This is a genomic window from Methylobacterium sp. HMF5984 (assembly GCF_045033435.1).
Classification (GTDB): Bacteria; Pseudomonadota; Alphaproteobacteria; order Rhizobiales; family Beijerinckiaceae; genus Methylobacterium.
Genome location: NZ_JBJFLN010000001.1, coordinates 2,236,485 through 2,250,222 on the forward strand (window position 1 = coordinate 2,236,485; position 13,738 = coordinate 2,250,222).

The 13,738-nt window shown below is 71.6% G+C and carries 16 protein-coding genes; 7 read left to right on the top strand and 9 right to left on the bottom strand.

The features are described from left to right. Positions 1-63 precede the first annotated feature (63 nt). From ACFZ8E_RS10740 to ACFZ8E_RS10750, 3 genes are all read left to right on the top strand, one after another. Complete coding sequence (locus tag ACFZ8E_RS10740; RefSeq protein WP_405042753.1) at positions 64-699, top strand: TetR/AcrR family transcriptional regulator C-terminal domain-containing protein; 636 nt, start codon at positions 64-66, stop codon at positions 697-699. Positions 700-731: 32 nt separating this feature from the next. Then, the gene (ilvC, locus tag ACFZ8E_RS10745) at positions 732-1,751 is read left to right on the top strand and encodes a ketol-acid reductoisomerase (RefSeq protein WP_147727987.1); all 1,020 of its coding nucleotides are present in this window, start codon (positions 732-734) and stop codon (positions 1,749-1,751) included. Positions 1,752-1,957: 206 nt separating this feature from the next. Then, positions 1,958-2,611 carry a pyridoxamine 5'-phosphate oxidase family protein gene (locus ACFZ8E_RS10750; protein WP_405042754.1) on the top strand — a complete coding sequence of 218 codons (654 nt, stop codon included), beginning with the start codon at positions 1,958-1,960 and terminating at the stop codon, positions 2,609-2,611. A gap of 3 nt (positions 2,612-2,614) precedes the next feature. Here ACFZ8E_RS10750 and ACFZ8E_RS10755 read toward each other — a convergent pair whose 3' ends face one another. The 4 genes from ACFZ8E_RS10755 to ACFZ8E_RS10770 all read right to left on the bottom strand — a co-directional run bounded on the left by ACFZ8E_RS10755 (position 2,615) and on the right by ACFZ8E_RS10770 (position 6,116). Further along, a complete protein-coding gene (locus ACFZ8E_RS10755) occupies positions 2,615-3,316 on the bottom strand; it encodes a haloacid dehalogenase type II (RefSeq protein ID WP_244031460.1) in 702 nt (233 codons plus the stop codon). Next, the gene (trpS, locus tag ACFZ8E_RS10760; RefSeq protein WP_405042755.1) at positions 3,316-4,380 is read right to left on the bottom strand and encodes a tryptophan--tRNA ligase; all 1,065 of its coding nucleotides are present in this window, start codon (positions 4,378-4,380) and stop codon (positions 3,316-3,318) included. Before trpS ends, ACFZ8E_RS10755 begins: the two co-directional genes overlap by 1 nt. 97 nt (positions 4,381-4,477) lie before the next feature. Further along, positions 4,478-5,248: an endonuclease III domain-containing protein gene (gene nth, locus ACFZ8E_RS10765; protein WP_405042756.1), complete on the bottom strand. Its 771-nt coding sequence runs from the start codon at positions 5,246-5,248 to the stop codon at positions 4,478-4,480. Positions 5,249-5,324: 76 nt separating this feature from the next. Beyond that, positions 5,325-6,116, bottom strand: coding sequence for a GyrI-like domain-containing protein (locus ACFZ8E_RS10770; protein ID WP_405042757.1), 792 nt, complete (start codon positions 6,114-6,116; stop codon positions 5,325-5,327). Positions 6,117-6,406: 290 nt separating this feature from the next. Between ACFZ8E_RS10770 and dapF the strand changes: the two genes are divergently transcribed. Both dapF and mtaB read left to right on the top strand, forming a co-directional pair. Then, a complete protein-coding gene (gene dapF, locus ACFZ8E_RS10775; RefSeq protein ID WP_147860055.1) occupies positions 6,407-7,297 on the top strand; it encodes a diaminopimelate epimerase in 891 nt (296 codons plus the stop codon). Then, complete coding sequence (mtaB, locus tag ACFZ8E_RS10780; protein WP_147862866.1) at positions 7,297-8,535, top strand: tRNA (N(6)-L-threonylcarbamoyladenosine(37)-C(2))-methylthiotransferase MtaB; 1,239 nt, start codon at positions 7,297-7,299, stop codon at positions 8,533-8,535. Before dapF ends, mtaB begins: the two co-directional genes overlap by 1 nt. Positions 8,536-8,566: 31 nt before the next feature. On the opposite strand, the gene ACFZ8E_RS10785 is transcribed toward mtaB, so the two are convergent. Then, positions 8,567-9,265, bottom strand: a complete 699-nt coding sequence (locus ACFZ8E_RS10785) for an RluA family pseudouridine synthase (protein WP_147844766.1) — start codon at positions 9,263-9,265, stop codon at positions 8,567-8,569. 42 nt (positions 9,266-9,307) lie between these two features. Between ACFZ8E_RS10785 and ftsY the strand changes: the two genes are divergently transcribed. Together ftsY and ACFZ8E_RS10795 are read left to right on the top strand one after the other, a co-directional pair. Further along, complete coding sequence (ftsY, locus tag ACFZ8E_RS10790; RefSeq protein ID WP_405042758.1) at positions 9,308-10,690, top strand: signal recognition particle-docking protein FtsY; 1,383 nt, start codon at positions 9,308-9,310, stop codon at positions 10,688-10,690. A 107-nt stretch (positions 10,691-10,797) separates the two neighbouring features. Beyond that, positions 10,798-11,406, top strand: coding sequence for a septation protein A (locus ACFZ8E_RS10795; protein ID WP_147842500.1), 609 nt, complete (start codon positions 10,798-10,800; stop codon positions 11,404-11,406). Between the two features lie 72 nt (positions 11,407-11,478). Here ACFZ8E_RS10795 and ACFZ8E_RS10800 read toward each other — a convergent pair whose 3' ends face one another. From ACFZ8E_RS10800 to ACFZ8E_RS10815, 4 genes are read right to left on the bottom strand one after another with little or no spacing between them, the layout of a single operon-like run. Continuing rightward, complete coding sequence (locus tag ACFZ8E_RS10800; protein WP_147728613.1) at positions 11,479-12,072, bottom strand: DsbE family thiol:disulfide interchange protein; 594 nt, start codon at positions 12,070-12,072, stop codon at positions 11,479-11,481. Continuing rightward, positions 12,069-12,221: a heme exporter protein CcmD gene (ccmD, locus tag ACFZ8E_RS10805; protein ID WP_147728614.1), complete on the bottom strand. Its 153-nt coding sequence runs from the start codon at positions 12,219-12,221 to the stop codon at positions 12,069-12,071. Before ccmD ends, ACFZ8E_RS10800 begins: the two co-directional genes overlap by 4 nt. A 24-nt stretch (positions 12,222-12,245) precedes the next feature. Further along, positions 12,246-12,722, bottom strand: a complete 477-nt coding sequence (locus ACFZ8E_RS10810; protein WP_243947607.1) for a VOC family protein — start codon at positions 12,720-12,722, stop codon at positions 12,246-12,248. Positions 12,723-12,777: 55 nt separating this feature from the next. Further along, positions 12,778-13,578 carry a heme ABC transporter permease gene (locus ACFZ8E_RS10815; RefSeq protein WP_243937409.1) on the bottom strand — a complete coding sequence of 267 codons (801 nt, stop codon included), beginning with the start codon at positions 13,576-13,578 and terminating at the stop codon, positions 12,778-12,780. Between the last annotated feature and the right edge of the window lie 160 nt (positions 13,579-13,738).

Sequence of the window (13,738 nt, forward strand, 5' to 3'; positions counted from 1 at the left end):
TTGCGGCCGCCACCGAATCGCCCTATCAGGCGAACCGTACGGTACGGTACGGCTCGGCACCCGATGGCAGCAGGCTCGGCGATCCACGACGCGACCCCCTCGGTCCGCCAGCAGGCCGTGCTCGATGCGGTCCTGGACCTGATGGTGGAGGAGGGCGACCAGCTCACCATGGATGCGGTCGCGCGCCGGGCGAGCTGCTCGAAGGAGACGCTGTACAAGTGGTTCCGGGACCGCGACGGCCTGCTGACCGCGACGGTGCAATGGCAGGCCTCGCGCGTGCGTGCCGGGCAGTACGAGGCCCGCGCGCTCGACGTCGCCGCCCTGAGCGAGAGCCTTCGCGATTTCGCGACGACCTGGCTCGGCGTGATCTCGAGCCGGGCCTCGATCGCCCTGAACCGCATCGCCATCGGCGACGCGGCGTCTCGGAAGAGCAACCTCGGCAGCATCGTGCTCGCCAACGGGCGCTTCGCGATCGGCGACCGCCTGAAGCCGGTGCTGGAGGCCGGCCGCGCGGCGGGGCTTCTCGCCTTCGACGACAGCGAGAGCGCCTTCCGGACCTTCTTCGGCCTCGTCGGCCGCGACGTGCAGATCAGACTTCTGCTCGGCGATGCGATCGTCTTCGACGCCGCCGAGATCAGACGCGACGCCGCCCGGGCGGTGGAGCAGTTCCTGGCCCTCTACGGCCAGCCCAAGCGCTAACCACAACCCCTTCACGAGAGAGGACACACATCATGCGGGTCTACTACGATCGCGACGCCGACCTGAACCTGATCAAGGGCAAGAAGGTCGTCATCGTCGGCTACGGCAGCCAGGGCCATGCCCACGCGCTCAACCTACGCGATTCCGGCGTGAAGGACATCGCCATCGCGCTGCGCGAGGGCTCGGCCACCGCCAAGAAGGCGGAAGGCCAGGGCTTCAAGGTGATGTCGGTCGCCGAGGCCGCCAAGTGGGCCGACGTCGTGATGATGCTCACCCCCGACGAGCTGCAGGGCGACATCTACAAGGAGTCGCTGGAGCCGAACATGAAGCAGGGCGCCGCCCTCCTGTTCGCCCACGGCCTCAACGTGCACTTCAACCTGATCGAGCCGCGTCCCGACCTCGACGTGCTGATGGTCGCCCCGAAGGGCCCCGGCCACACGGTCCGCGGCGAGTACCTCAAGGGCGGCGGCGTGCCGACCCTGATCGCCATCGCCCAGGACGCCTCGGGCAACGCCCACGACCTCGGCCTGTCCTACGCCTCGGCCAACGGCGGAGGACGTGCCGGCATCATCGAGACCACCTTCAAGGAAGAGTGCGAGACCGATCTCTTCGGCGAGCAGGCCGTGCTGTGCGGCGGCCTCGTCGAGCTGATCAAGGCCGGCTTCGAGACCCTGGTCGAGGCGGGCTACGCCCCCGAGATGGCCTATTTCGAGTGCCTGCACGAGGTGAAGCTCATCGTCGACCTCATCTACGAGGGCGGCATCGCCAACATGAACTACTCGATCTCGAACACCGCCGAGTACGGCGAGTACGTCACCGGCCCGCGCATCGTCACGTCCGAGACCAAGGCCGAGATGAAGCGCGTCCTGGACGACATCCAGTCGGGCATCTTCACCCGCAACTGGATGCTGGAGAACAAGGTCGGCCAGACCTCGTTCAAGGCCACCCGCGCCAAGCTCGCCCGTCACCCGATCGAGGAGGTCGGCGCCAAGCTCCGCGGGATGATGCCGTGGATCTCCGAGAAGGCGCTGGTCGACAAGACCAAGAACTGATTCTCTTCGGACCTTCGGTCGCGCCGTCCCCGACGACCGTCGACGAGGAAGGCCGGCCCCGTGGAAGCGGGGCCGGCCTTTTTCATGCGCCGGCCAAACGCGGCAATTGCCCGCGCGGACGTTTGAGGGGACAGTGCCGCCGCGAAATTCCGGGACAACTCGGCGACGCAAGGATCGCGGAGGCTCGGCCGGCTCAGGAGGAAACCATGGCCTCGCTCTATTCGGACGCGCACCGCGCGCTCCAGCAGGAATTCAAGACCACCAAGCTCGCCGACCGCCTCGACATCCAATGGGTGCACGAGACGATCCAGGACGACGAGGCGGCCTTCATCAGCTCGCGCGACATGTTCTTCCTGTCGACCGTCGATCCCGACGGCATGCCGACCGTCTCGTACAAGGGCGGCAGCCCCGGCTTCGTGAAGGTGCTGGACGACCACACCCTGGTGTTCCCCGGCTTCGACGGCAACGGGATGTTCTATTCGATGGGCAACATCGAGGGGCAGGCCAAGGTCGGGCTGCTGTTCATCGACTTCGAGACGCCGCACCGCATCCGCGTTCAGGGCACCGCCACGCTGCTGCGCGACGACCCGCTGATGGCGCGCTACACCGAGGCCAAGTACCTCGTGCGCGTCGACGTGGTGAAGATCTGGGTCAACTGCCCGCGCTACATCCACAAGTACGAGAAGGTCGCGCAGAACAAGTACGTCCCCACCCCCGGCAGGGAGACGCCGCTGGCCGCGTGGAAGCGCCTCGATCTCGCCGGCGACGTGATCTCCGACGCGGACAAGGCCCGCGTCGCCAAGGAAGGCCGCCTGGAGGTTCCGGAATACCAGGCGCTGGTCGCCCGCGGCGAGGCTTAGGCCTCAGGCGCCGAGCTGGCGCGCGAGGTCGGCGAGGTCGGCGGCCGCGAAGGTCACCGGCACGCTCGGCGCCGTCTCGCCGCCGGCCGGCCCGTGCTCGCGCGGACGGGCGACGTGGGCGGTCGCCAGCCCGTGCTGCGCGGCCGCCGCGAGATCGCTCGAATGCGCCGCGACCATCAGGGTCTCGGAGGCCGCGAAGCCGAAAGCCGCGACGGCGTCGCGATAAAGGGTCGGCTTCGGCTTGTAGTCGCGGGAATAGCCTGCGCCGAGGATCGCATCGAACCCCAGCCTGTTGCGCCGCGCCAGGTCGACCATCAGCCGGACAGGCCCGTTCGAGACCGGCGCGAGCAGGTGGCCGATCCGCAGGCGCGCCAGCGCCTCCGGCACCTCCGGCCAGGCGTCGAGCCGATGCCAGGCCTGGACGAGCTCGGCCCGGACGGCCTCGGGAACCCCGGCGATCCCGAAGGCGGCGAGCACCTCCGGCAGCGACTCGCCCTGCAGCGCGTCGAGGTCGACGTAGGCGCGGGCGCCCGACCGCACCGTCTCCATCGACGGCCCGTAGCGCGCCCGCCACGCATCGGCGAAGGCGCCGCCGTCGAGCGCCGCCGCGTAGGGCGCGAGCAGCCGCTCCGCCTCCCGCGCGACGCCCGAGCGCCAATCCACGAGCGTGCCGAAGACGTCGAAGACCAGCGCCCGGATCGCCATCACACGCTCCGCAGCCGGGTGCGGCGGACGAAGCCGACGATGTCCTTGACCGCGTCGAGGGTCGGCGCGGCGATCGCCTCGGCGCGCTCGGCGCCGTCGGCCAGCACCGCGTCGATGTGGGCGGTGTCGGCGGTCAGGCGCTTCATCTCGGTGGCGATCGGCGCCAGCGTCTCGACGGCGAGCTCGACCAGCGCGCCCTTGAAGGCGGAGAACTGCGCGCCGCCGTGATCGGCCAGCACCGCGTCGCGCGTCGTGCCGTTGAGCCCGGCGAAGATGCCGACGAGGTTGTCGGCCTCCGGCCGGCCGGCGAGGCCCGCGACCTCCGAGGGGAGGGCGTCCGGGTCGGTCTTGGCCCGGCGCACCTTGCTGGCGATCGCGTCGGCATCGTCGGTGAGGTTGATGCGCGAATTGTCCGAGGCATCGGACTTCGACATCTTCTTGGTGCCGTCGCGCAGGCTCATCACGCGGGCGGCAGGTCCCCCGATCAGCGGCTCGGTGATCGGGAAGAACCCGGCGCCCGCATCGTGCCCGTGCGCGGCGATCGAGCCGGCGAAGTCGGTGTTGAACTTCTGCGCGATGTCGCGGGTCAATTCGAGGTGCTGCTTCTGGTCCTCGCCCACCGGCACGTGCGTCGCGCGGTAGGCCAGGATGTCAGCCGCCATCAGCACAGGATAGTCGTACAGGCCGATCGAGGCCGCCTCGCGGTCCTTGCCGGCCTTGTCCTTGAACTGGGTCATCCGGTTGAGCCAGCCGAGCCGCGCGACGCAGTTGAAAACCCAGGCGAGCTCGGCGTGCTGCGGCACCTGGCTCTGGTTGAACACGATCGAGCGCTTCGGATCGATGCCGGCGGCCAGGAAGGCGGCCGTGACCTCGCGGATCTGGCCTTTGAGCGCCTCCGGGTCCTGCCACAGGGTGATCGCGTGCAGGTCGACGACGCAGTACAGACACTGCGCCTCGCGCGCCTGCATCTCGACGAAGCGCTTGATCGCGCCGAGGTAGTTGCCGAGATGCAGGTTGCCCGTCGGCTGCACGCCCGAGAACACCAGTTCCTTGAACGCGGCCATCGGCGCGGTCCCTCGAATGCCGGGCCGAGGCGATCTCGCGTCCCTGGAAGGCCGGGTTTCTGGCACCCGGGGGACGAACCGGTCAAGGCGAGGGCTGCTAGGGCTCGCGATAGGCGCCTTGCGCGCTCGGGCAGAGGTCGAGCAGCACGCAGCGGCCGCAGGCGGGCTTGCGGTGGTGGCAGACCTGCTGGCCGTGCAGCATCAGGATCTCGTGGTTGTCGTAGAGGTCCTGCGCCGACCAGTCGGCCGGAAGCTGCGCCCGCAGGATCGGGTGCGAGGGGCCGACATCCACCTTCGCGCCGATCAGCCCGAGGCGCTGGGCGACGCGGTGGTGGTGGCTGTCCACCGGCAGCGCCGCCATGCGCAGCACCGAGAACGACAGCACCGCCGCGCTGGTCTTCGGCCCGACCCCGGGGATCGCCTCGAGCCAGGTGCGCGCCGCCTCGATCGGCATGTCGGCCAGGAAGGCGAGGGACAGGCTGCCGCGGCGCGCCTCGACCGCCCGGAGCACGGCCTGGATGCGCGGCGCCTTCAGCTCCGGCCAGGTCACGCCGCGGATGGTGTCCTCGATCGCCTCCACCGGCGCGACGAGCATGTCCGCCCAGTCGGGATAGCGGGCGCGCAGCGCCTTGAACGCGCGGCCCGAATCGGCGTTGCGGGTGCGGTGCGAGAGCAGCGACGACACCAGCTCCGAAAGCGGGTCGAGGCTGTGGAAATACGGGATCGGGCAGCCGTAGACCGGGCACAGCCTGCGGTGGATCTCGAGCGCCTTCGCCGCGAGGTCGGCGGGCGCGTCCTCTGGGACCGCGGCGGTGGGGCGCGGCGGACGTTCGGCGGCGAAGAGGTCGTGGCGGTTCGCGCTGGGCATGAGGGCGGAATCCGCGAGGATTCCCGCCGGTTCCGCCCGTGCGACGTCGCAGGTCCCCCGCGTCGGCGCGTCGACGTTACCGCGTCAGCGCGTAGATGTTCACGTCGAGCTTGTCGTCGGCCTTGTCGTTGAGGTCGGTGACGTACTCCTCGATGAAGCGGTCCTGGACGACGATGTCCTTGGCGTCGAGGTAGGTCGTCAGGGTCTCGTAGGTGCCGTCGATGTCGTCGTAGGAGCCCTTGTGTGGGAAGCGCAGGGCCTTGCCGGAGGGCGTCGTGCCGAAGTGCAGGCCGTCGGCGGCGCTCGGCGCGGGCTCGGGGGCGGAGGCCACCGGGATCATCGCCTCGTAGACGAAGCCGTCGTCGTCGGTGCGGGTGAAGACCGCGAGCGGGCGCCCGGTCGCGGCGATGCCAGCCTTGGCGAGGTCCGCCTCGATCTTGGCGAAGGCCTCCTTCAGGCTCGGCACAGCCTCCTCCCACTTCGCCTTGCCGGACAGGATCGCGGCGGGCTTGGCCGGCAGCGTCACCGCGTCGACGTCGTCGGCGTTGGCCGGGGTCTCCACCAGGGTCTTCCGCCCGGAGGCCGGAGCCGGGGACGGTGCCTGCGCCTGAGGCGGTGCCGGCGCGGGAGCGGGCGCCGACGGCAGGGTCGGCGACGTGATCGCCTTCTCGGGCGCGGGCGCGGACGACTTGTTCGGATCGGCGGGCGGGTTCGGCGCGGTCGTGGTCGGGAGCGGGTCCGTCACCGCGGGCGAGGGCGCCGTCGAGGCCGGCGGCGGGGGCTGCTCGGCCAGGACCGGCAAGGCCAGGACGGGAAGGACGGCGGCGCCGAGAAGGCCGGCGGCGAGCGTGAGGCGAGGGCGGGTCAAGGCAGCGCTCCGGCAAAGGCATCGAGGCGACGACCGAAGGCCGCCGCGGACCGAATCGGCACGGTCCCGTCACGCCCGAACGTAGTGACGAACACCGGTCTTCGCGAGGCCGTCGATGCAGGTTCCCGAAGCGCGGCGTGCGGGCGCGGCGGATCTGCCACGCTCCAACACGCGCGGAGCCGCCCCTCGCGTCGGATGCCGGCCTTGCCATATACGGGGCCTCGACGACGGGCCGTTCGGAGGTCTGACCCCGCATCCCGCGACGACGCAGCTCGAACCACCATGGCCGCATGAGCGCACTCGCCCACAGACGCTTCCTGAAGATGCACGGCGCCGGCAACGCGATCGTGGTGCTGGACCTGCGCGGCAGCGGCGTCCGCGTCGCCGCCGCCGAGGCGCGCGCCATCGCGGCCGACCCGTCCTCGAGCTTCGACCAGCTGATGGTGCTGCACGATCCGCGAAGCCGCGGCACCGACGCGTTCATGCGGATCTACAACACCGACGGCTCGGAATCGGGCGCCTGCGGCAACGGCACCCGCTGCGTCGCCTACGCGATGCTCGACGACCCGGCCATGGCGCGCCCCGTCGAGACCGGGCGGCTGGTCCTGGAGACCGATGCCGGCCGCGTCGAGGTGAAGCGCGTCGCCGAGCGCTCCTTCACCGTCGACATGGGCCGCCCCCGGCTCGCCTGGAACGAGATCCCGCTGCGCGACCCCTTTCCCGACACGCGGCGGATCGAGCTGCAGATCGGGCCGATCGACGACCCGATCCTGCATTCGCCGGGCGCGGTGAACATGGGCAACCCGCACGCGGTGTTCTTCACCGACCGCGACCCGGACACGTTCGACCTCGGGCAGATCGGCCCGATGCTGGAGAACCACCCGATCTTCCCTGAGCGCGCCAACATCTCGATCGCGCAGGTCCGGGGGCGGGAAGCGATCAAGCTCCGGGTCTGGGAGCGCGGCGCCGGGCTGACGCTCGCCTGCGGGACGGCCGCCTGCGCCGCCGTGGTCGCCGCCTCGCGCCTGCGGATGATCGGCCGGCAGGCCACCGTGAGCCTGCCCGGCGGCGAGCTGTTCGTGGAGTGGCGCGCCGACGACCACGTGCTGATGACCGGCCCGGTCTGCCTCGTCGCCGAAGGCCGCTTCGCCCCCGAATTGTTCACGCAGGACGCCGCCTGATGGCGGTCGAGACGCTGACCTTCGGCTGCCGGCTGAACACCGTCGAAGCCGAGGTGATGCGCGGCCATGCCGAGGCGGCATCGCGCGACCGCGACCTCGTCGTGGTCAACACCTGCGCCGTCACGACGGAAGCCGGGCGGCAGGCGCGCAAGGCGATCCGCCGCCTGCACCGCGAGCGGCCGGGCGCCGAGATCGTCGTCACCGGCTGCGGCGCGCAGATCGAGACCGCGGCCTACGCCGCGATGCCCGAGGTCGCCCGCCTCGTCGGCAACGGCGACAAGCTCTCCCCCGCCGCATGGGGGCCGGACCCCGACCGTCCGCGCGATGCCGTGGGCGACGTGTTCGCCGCCCGCCACGCCGCGCCGACGCGGATCGCGGGCGTGGCCGGGCACACCCGCGCCTTCGTCCCCGTGCAGAACGGCTGCGACCACCGCTGCACCTTCTGCGTCATCCCGTTCGGGCGCGGGCACTCGCGCTCGGTGGCGCCCGCGGCGGTGATCGATCAGGTGGCGCGCATCGTCGCCCATGGCGGCCGCGAGGTCGTGCTCACCGGCGTCGACCTCACCGCCTACGGCCGCGACCTCGCCGGCGCGTCCGAAAGCCTCGGCACGCTGGTGCTGGCGATCCTCGCCGCGGTGCCGGACCTCGCGCGCCTGCGCCTGTCCTCGATCGACTCGATCGAGGCCGACGACGCCCTGATGCGCGCGCTCGCCGACGAGCCCCGGCTGATGCCGCACCTGCACCTGTCGCTGCAGGCCGGCGACGACCTCGTGCTGAAGCGGATGAAGCGGCGCCATGCGCGGTCCGACGCGATCCGCTTCTGCCGGGAGGTGCGGCGGTTGCGGCCGGACGCGGTGTTCGGCGCCGACCTGATCGCCGGCTTCCCGACCGAGACCGAGGACCAGTTCGCCCGCTCCCTCGACCTCGTCGCGGAATGCGGCCTGACGCATCTCCACGTCTTCCCGTATTCGCCCCGGCCGGGCACCCCGGCCGCGCGGATGCCGCCCGTGGCCCCCGAGATCGTCCGGGGGCGCGCCGCCCGCCTGCGCGCGGCGGGCGCGGCAGCCCTCGTCCGCCACCTCGACGGCGAGGTCGGGCGCTCGCACCGGGTGCTGGCCGAGCGCGGCGGCATCGGCCGCACGGAAGGCTTCACGCCGGTGCGGCTCACGGCGGAGCCGGGCACGATCCGGACGGTAGCGATCCTGGGCCACGACGGCCGGGCGCTGCTCGCCGCCTGATCGCAGGCCGTCGGCTGCGCACCCCGCCCGCTCAGGCGGTCCAGCCGCAGGCGAGGAGCCCGCTCCGCATGTGCTCCGGCGCCGGCGCCTCGGCGACGACCGGCGGCTTCTTCGGGTAGAGCGGCAGGGCGAGCTGCCGGGCATGGAGCTGCAGGCCGGGTCCGCCGTGGCGCGGCGCGGTGCCGTAGATCGGGTCCCCGACGATCGGAAACCCCGATGCGGCGCAGTGGACGCGAAGCTGATGGGTGCGGCCGGTGACCGGCACGAGCTCGAGCCAGGCCTGGCTCCCGGACCGGCCGAGCACGCGCCAATGCGTCAGCGACGGATCGCCGGCGGGATCCGCCTTCATCCACCACGAGCGCGGATCGCTCGAGCGCCGGGCGAGCGGCAGGTCGACGCTTCCGGTCTCCTCCGTCGGGCCGCCCTCGACCAGGGCCCAGTACGCCTTCCGGGCCCGCCCGTCGGCGAACAGCTTGTTCAGGCGGGCGAGCGCCTGCGCGTGGCGCCCGAGCGCGAGGCAGCCGGAGGTGTCGCGGTCGAGCCGGTGCGCGGCCTCCGGGCGCCGCGGCAGGCCGAAGCGCAGCCCGTCGAGGTGGTCGGTCAGGGTCTCGCCGCCCTTCGGGCCCGGATGCACCGGCAAACCCGCAGGCTTGTCGATGACGAGGACCAGGGCATCGCGGTAGAGCAGGCGCGCGCCTATGTCAGGGTGGATAGCGGCGGGCGACGACATGCCTCCCGGCTAACGGTGCCGGGGCGCGGGAGCAAGGACGACATGAGTCAAGACGAGAAGCCGGGCTGGTTCGGCCGCCTGTTCGGGCGCAAGGGCGCGACCGAAGCCCCCGAGCCGCCGGCGGACTCGCCCGCCTCGCCGGCGGAGGGCCAGCCGGACTTCGCCACCGGCGCCGACGACGTGGCGCACGTGCCGCTGCCGCCGGCCGAGCCGTCGCCGGTCGACCCCAACCGCAACGCGGTGCCCGACGCGACCGAGGGCGCAGACCTGCAACCGATCGAGGGCGAGCCCGAGACGCCGCCGGCGGGCACCGCGGGCGACGACTCCGCCCACGGCGCGGGGCCGGCCGACGCCACCACCGTCGCCCGGGAACCGGCGACCGGGACCGAGACCGAGACCGGTGCGGCGGCCAGCGCGCCCGACATCCAGCCGGTCGACGTCGCCGCCTCCCTCGCCCACGACGCCGTCAACGACGCGGCGCCGGCCGAGGCGGAGCCGGAGAAGCGCGGCTGGTGGACCCGGCTGACCTCGGGCATGAAGCGGACCTCCTCGGCCCTGTCCGACCGCGTCACCGGGTTGTTCACCAAGCGCAAGCTCGACGCCAACACCCTGGAGGACCTGGAGGACGCGCTGATCCAGGCGGATTTCGGCGTCGAGACCGCGACGCGGATCTCGGAGGCCGTCGGCAAGGGCCGCTACGAGAAGGGCATCTCCCCCGACGAGGTCCGGGCGATCCTGGCGACCGAGGTCGAGCGCGCGCTGGAGCCGGTGGCCAAGCCCCTAGTGATCGACGCCGCCAAGAAGCCGTTCGTGGTCCTGATGATCGGCGTGAACGGCGCCGGCAAGACCACGACGCTGGGCAAGCTTTCCCTCAGCCTCAAGGCGGAAGGGCGCTCGGTGATGCTGGCGGCGGGCGACACCTTCCGCGCGGCCGCGATCGAGCAGCTCAAGGTCTGGGGTGCGCGCACCGGCACGCCGGTGGTGAGCGGGGCGCAGGGCGCGGACGCGGCGGGCCTGGCCTTCGACGCCCTGAAGCGCGCCAAGGCCGAGGGCACCGACGTGCTCCTGATCGACACCGCCGGCCGGCTCCAGAACAAGGCCGGCCTGATGGCGGAGCTCGAGAAGATCATCCGCGTGCTGCGCAAGAGCGACCCGGAAGCGCCGCACGCCACGCTGCTGGTGCTCGACGCCACCGTCGGCCAGAACGCGCTGTCGCAGGTCGAGCTGTTCTCCAAGGCCGCGCCGGTCTCGGGCCTGGTGATGACCAAGCTCGACGGCACCGCGCGCGGCGGCATCCTGATCGCGCTCGCCGCGAAGTTCGGCCTTCCGATCCACTTCATCGGCGTCGGCGAGGGCGTCGACGACCTGGAGCCGTTCGCGGCACGGGACTTCGCGCGGGCGATCGCGGGGTTGGAGAAGGGCTGAGGCCGATCGCCTCCGGTAGACCTCACCATTCCCCGTCGATAGAGACGCCCTCACGTGACGGACCGTTCGGGGACGTGACGGACCGCTCGGATTCCCTGGCCAGACGCATGCAGATCGAATCCGTCCCCCCGCACCGCCACCTGCCGCCGGCCCTGAAGCTCGCCCTGGAGATGGGGCCGCTGGTGATCTTCTTCCTCGGCAACGCCTATGCCGAGCGCTTCGGCGTCGCCGCCGATCAGAAGCTGTTCGTGGCGACCGGGGTGTTCATCGCGGCGACGGTGCTGGCGCTCGCCGTGCACTTCGCCCTGGTGCGCCGGCTGCCGATCATGCCGATGGTCTCGGGCGTGGTGGTGGTCGTGTTCGGCGGGTTGACCCTCTATCTGCAGGACAAGACCTTCATCATGGTGAAGCCCACCATCGTGAACACCCTGTTCGGCCTGGTGCTGCTCGGCGGGCTCGCCTTCGGCAAGTCCCTGCTCTCGGTGGTGCTCGACTCGGTGTTCTCGCTCACCGAGGAGGGATGGCGGAAGCTGACCTTCCGCTGGGGCCTGTTCTTCCTCGCGCTGGCACTGATCAACGAGGTGGTGTGGCGGACCCAGAGCGAGGATTTCTGGGTGAACTTCAAGGTCTTCGGCATCATGCCGCTGACCGTGGTGTTCGCGCTGGCCCAGACGCCCCTGCTCACGCGCTACGAGCGCAAGAAGACCGACGCTTGAATCGGGCGCAAGCCGAACCGGCGCCGCCGGCTCGGCGGACGGCCCGCCCGGGCCGGTGAGGACCGTCCCTTCCTACTTCGCGGCCACCTTCCCGGCCGCCCGGATCTTGGCGATCACGTCCGCGAGGTTCTCCGGCGTGACGATGCCGACGAGCTTGTCGCGGATCACGCCGTCCGGGCCGATGATGAAGGTCTCGGGCACGCCGTAGACCCCGAAATCGATGCCGACGCGGCCGGTTTCGTCGTGGCCCACCGCCTGGAACGGGACGCCGTTCTTGGCGAGGAAGCGGCGCCCGTTCTCGGCCGCGTCCTTGTAGTCGATCCCGACGAGCCGGATGCCGGGCTCGCGCGCCAGCCGCATCAGCATCGGATGCTCGACCTGGCACGGCGCGCACCACGAGGCCCAGACGTTGAGCACCGTGACGCCGCCCTTCAGGTCGGCGCTCGACAGGCCCGGCACCGGCTTGCCGTCCGCGGTCAGGCCGGGCACCGCCGGGAGCGCGAAGCTCGGCACCGGCTTGCCGATCAGCGCGGAGGGGAGGGCGGCCGGATCGACGCCGGAGCGCAGGCGCAGGAAGAACACGCCGGCCAGCACCGCGAAGGCCAGCACCGGGACGACGACGAGGAGCGAGCGGCGGACCGGCTCCGGAGGGGCCTCGACGCTCACCGGCGATCCTCCGGCTGGAGCTGGGCCAGCGCCCGCCTCTGGGCCCGCCGGTCGCGGATCGCGTTGAGGACGAGGGCCGCCATCACCAGGGCGGTGAACGCGTAGGAGGCGAGGATGAAGCCGCCGTGGCTGCCGAGGTCGAAGGTCATGGGTTCAGGCGATCCGGATCGGTTTCATGCGTGGGCCGCCCGCTCGAGGGCGGCGACGTCCAGCTTGATCATGCCCTGCATGGCCGAGAAGACCCTGGCGGACACGGCGGGGTCCGGGTCGGCCAGGAGGCGGGGAAGCACCTCCGGCACAACCTGCCAGGGAATGCCCCAGCGGTCGCGGAGCCAGCCGCACATGATCGCGGTGCCGCCGTCGGCGGTCAGGCCCGCCCAGAGCCGGTCGACCTCGGCCTGATCGGCGCAGGAGACGGAGATCGACGCCGCCGTGCCGTACTCGACCGGCGTGCCGCCGTTCAGCGCCTGGAAGCTCTGGCCGCCGAGGGTGAACGCGACGAGGATCACGTCGCCCGCGGCGCCGCCCGGCCACGCGCTCGGCGCGCGCTGGATGTGATCGATGCGGGAATCGGGCACGAGCCCGACATAGCGGCGCACCGCCGCCTCCGCATCGGTGCCGAACCAGAGGCAGGTTCTCACCGTCTTCATGGGCCGCGTCTCCTTCCGGGATGCGGGGCGCGCCGCACGCGGGCGCGTCTCGCGATCAGACGGCCTGGCCGAGCGGCAGGTCGCGCCCGGCGTCCGAGGTCGTCACGGTCGACCCGGCATCGAGGCGCTCGGCCTCGCGGATCGTCAGGGTCCGCACGCGCCGGCGCATGATCTCGGTCCGCATGGCATAGAGGTGCAGGGTGGTGCCGCCGAGGGTGGCGGCGCCGATCATCACCAGCAGCGGGTAGAGCATCGACGGGTCGATGGTCGAGCCGCCCATGCGCAGGATCGAGGCCGGCTGGTGCAGGGTCGACCACCAGTTCACCGAGAACTTGATGATCGGCAGGTTGATCGCGCCGACGAGCGTCAGGATCGCGACGGAGCGGGCGGCCCGGTTCGGGTCCTCCATCGTCCGCCACAGGGCGATGATGCCGCAGTAGATCAGGAACAGGATCAGCATCGAGGTGAGCCGCGCGTCCCAGACCCAGTAGGTGCCCCACATCGGCTTGCCCCAGAGCGAGCCGGTGACGAGGCAGATCAGGGTGAAGGCCGCCCCGATCGGCGCGGCGGCGCGCTGCGCCACGTCGGCGAGCGGATGGCGCCAGACCAGGGTGCCGATCGCCGACAGGCTCATCGACGCGTAGAAGAACACCCCGAGCCAGGCCGCCGGCACGTGGATGAACATGATCCGCACGGTCTCGCCCTGCTGGTAGTCGGGCGGGGCGACGAACCAGGACAGGTAGAGCCCGAGCGCGAGGATCGCGGTCGAGATCGCGGCGAGCCACGGCACCAGCGTGCCGGACCAGCGCATGAAGTGACTCGGGTTGGACAGGCGCGTCCACAGGGGCGTCGACATGGGCGATGTCTTAGCCCGGGGTGCGGTGCAGCGGCAATGCGCACGTCTGGCGCAGCCTCGCTCGGCGCGGGCACCGGCGGCATGAGCCCTCGACGCGCGCAGGCGTCGATGTCGCCGCATGCGCCGTCCGGTGAGCCCGGTCGGCCGACGCGGCGATCGA

Bases quoted from the DNA above. Each gene is read 5' to 3' on its own strand.
- ACFZ8E_RS10740 (WP_405042753.1), top strand. From the start codon at position 64: ATGGCAGCAGGCTCGGCGATCCACGACGCGACCCCCTCGGTCCGCCAG.
- ACFZ8E_RS10755 (WP_244031460.1), bottom strand. From the start codon at position 3,316: ATGGCGATCCGGGCGCTGGTCTTCGACGTCTTCGGCACGCTCGTGGAT.
- ACFZ8E_RS10810 (WP_243947607.1), bottom strand. From the start codon at position 12,722: ATGAAGACGGTGAGAACCTGCCTCTGGTTCGGCACCGATGCGGAGGCG.
- ftsY (WP_405042758.1), top strand. From the start codon at position 9,308: ATGAGTCAAGACGAGAAGCCGGGCTGGTTCGGCCGCCTGTTCGGGCGC.
- ACFZ8E_RS10815 (WP_243937409.1), bottom strand. From the start codon at position 13,578: ATGTCGACGCCCCTGTGGACGCGCCTGTCCAACCCGAGTCACTTCATG.
- dapF (WP_147860055.1), top strand. From the start codon at position 6,407: ATGAGCGCACTCGCCCACAGACGCTTCCTGAAGATGCACGGCGCCGGC.
- ilvC (WP_147727987.1), top strand. From the start codon at position 732: ATGCGGGTCTACTACGATCGCGACGCCGACCTGAACCTGATCAAGGGC.
- mtaB (WP_147862866.1), top strand. From the start codon at position 7,297: ATGGCGGTCGAGACGCTGACCTTCGGCTGCCGGCTGAACACCGTCGAA.
- nth (WP_405042756.1), bottom strand. From the start codon at position 5,248: ATGCCCAGCGCGAACCGCCACGACCTCTTCGCCGCCGAACGTCCGCCG.
- trpS (WP_405042755.1), bottom strand. From the start codon at position 4,380: ATGGCCGCGTTCAAGGAACTGGTGTTCTCGGGCGTGCAGCCGACGGGC.
- ccmD (WP_147728614.1), bottom strand. From the start codon at position 12,221: ATGACCTTCGACCTCGGCAGCCACGGCGGCTTCATCCTCGCCTCCTAC.
- ACFZ8E_RS10750 (WP_405042754.1), top strand. From the start codon at position 1,958: ATGGCCTCGCTCTATTCGGACGCGCACCGCGCGCTCCAGCAGGAATTC.
- ACFZ8E_RS10795 (WP_147842500.1), top strand. From the start codon at position 10,798: ATGCAGATCGAATCCGTCCCCCCGCACCGCCACCTGCCGCCGGCCCTG.
- ACFZ8E_RS10785 (WP_147844766.1), bottom strand. From the start codon at position 9,265: ATGTCGTCGCCCGCCGCTATCCACCCTGACATAGGCGCGCGCCTGCTC.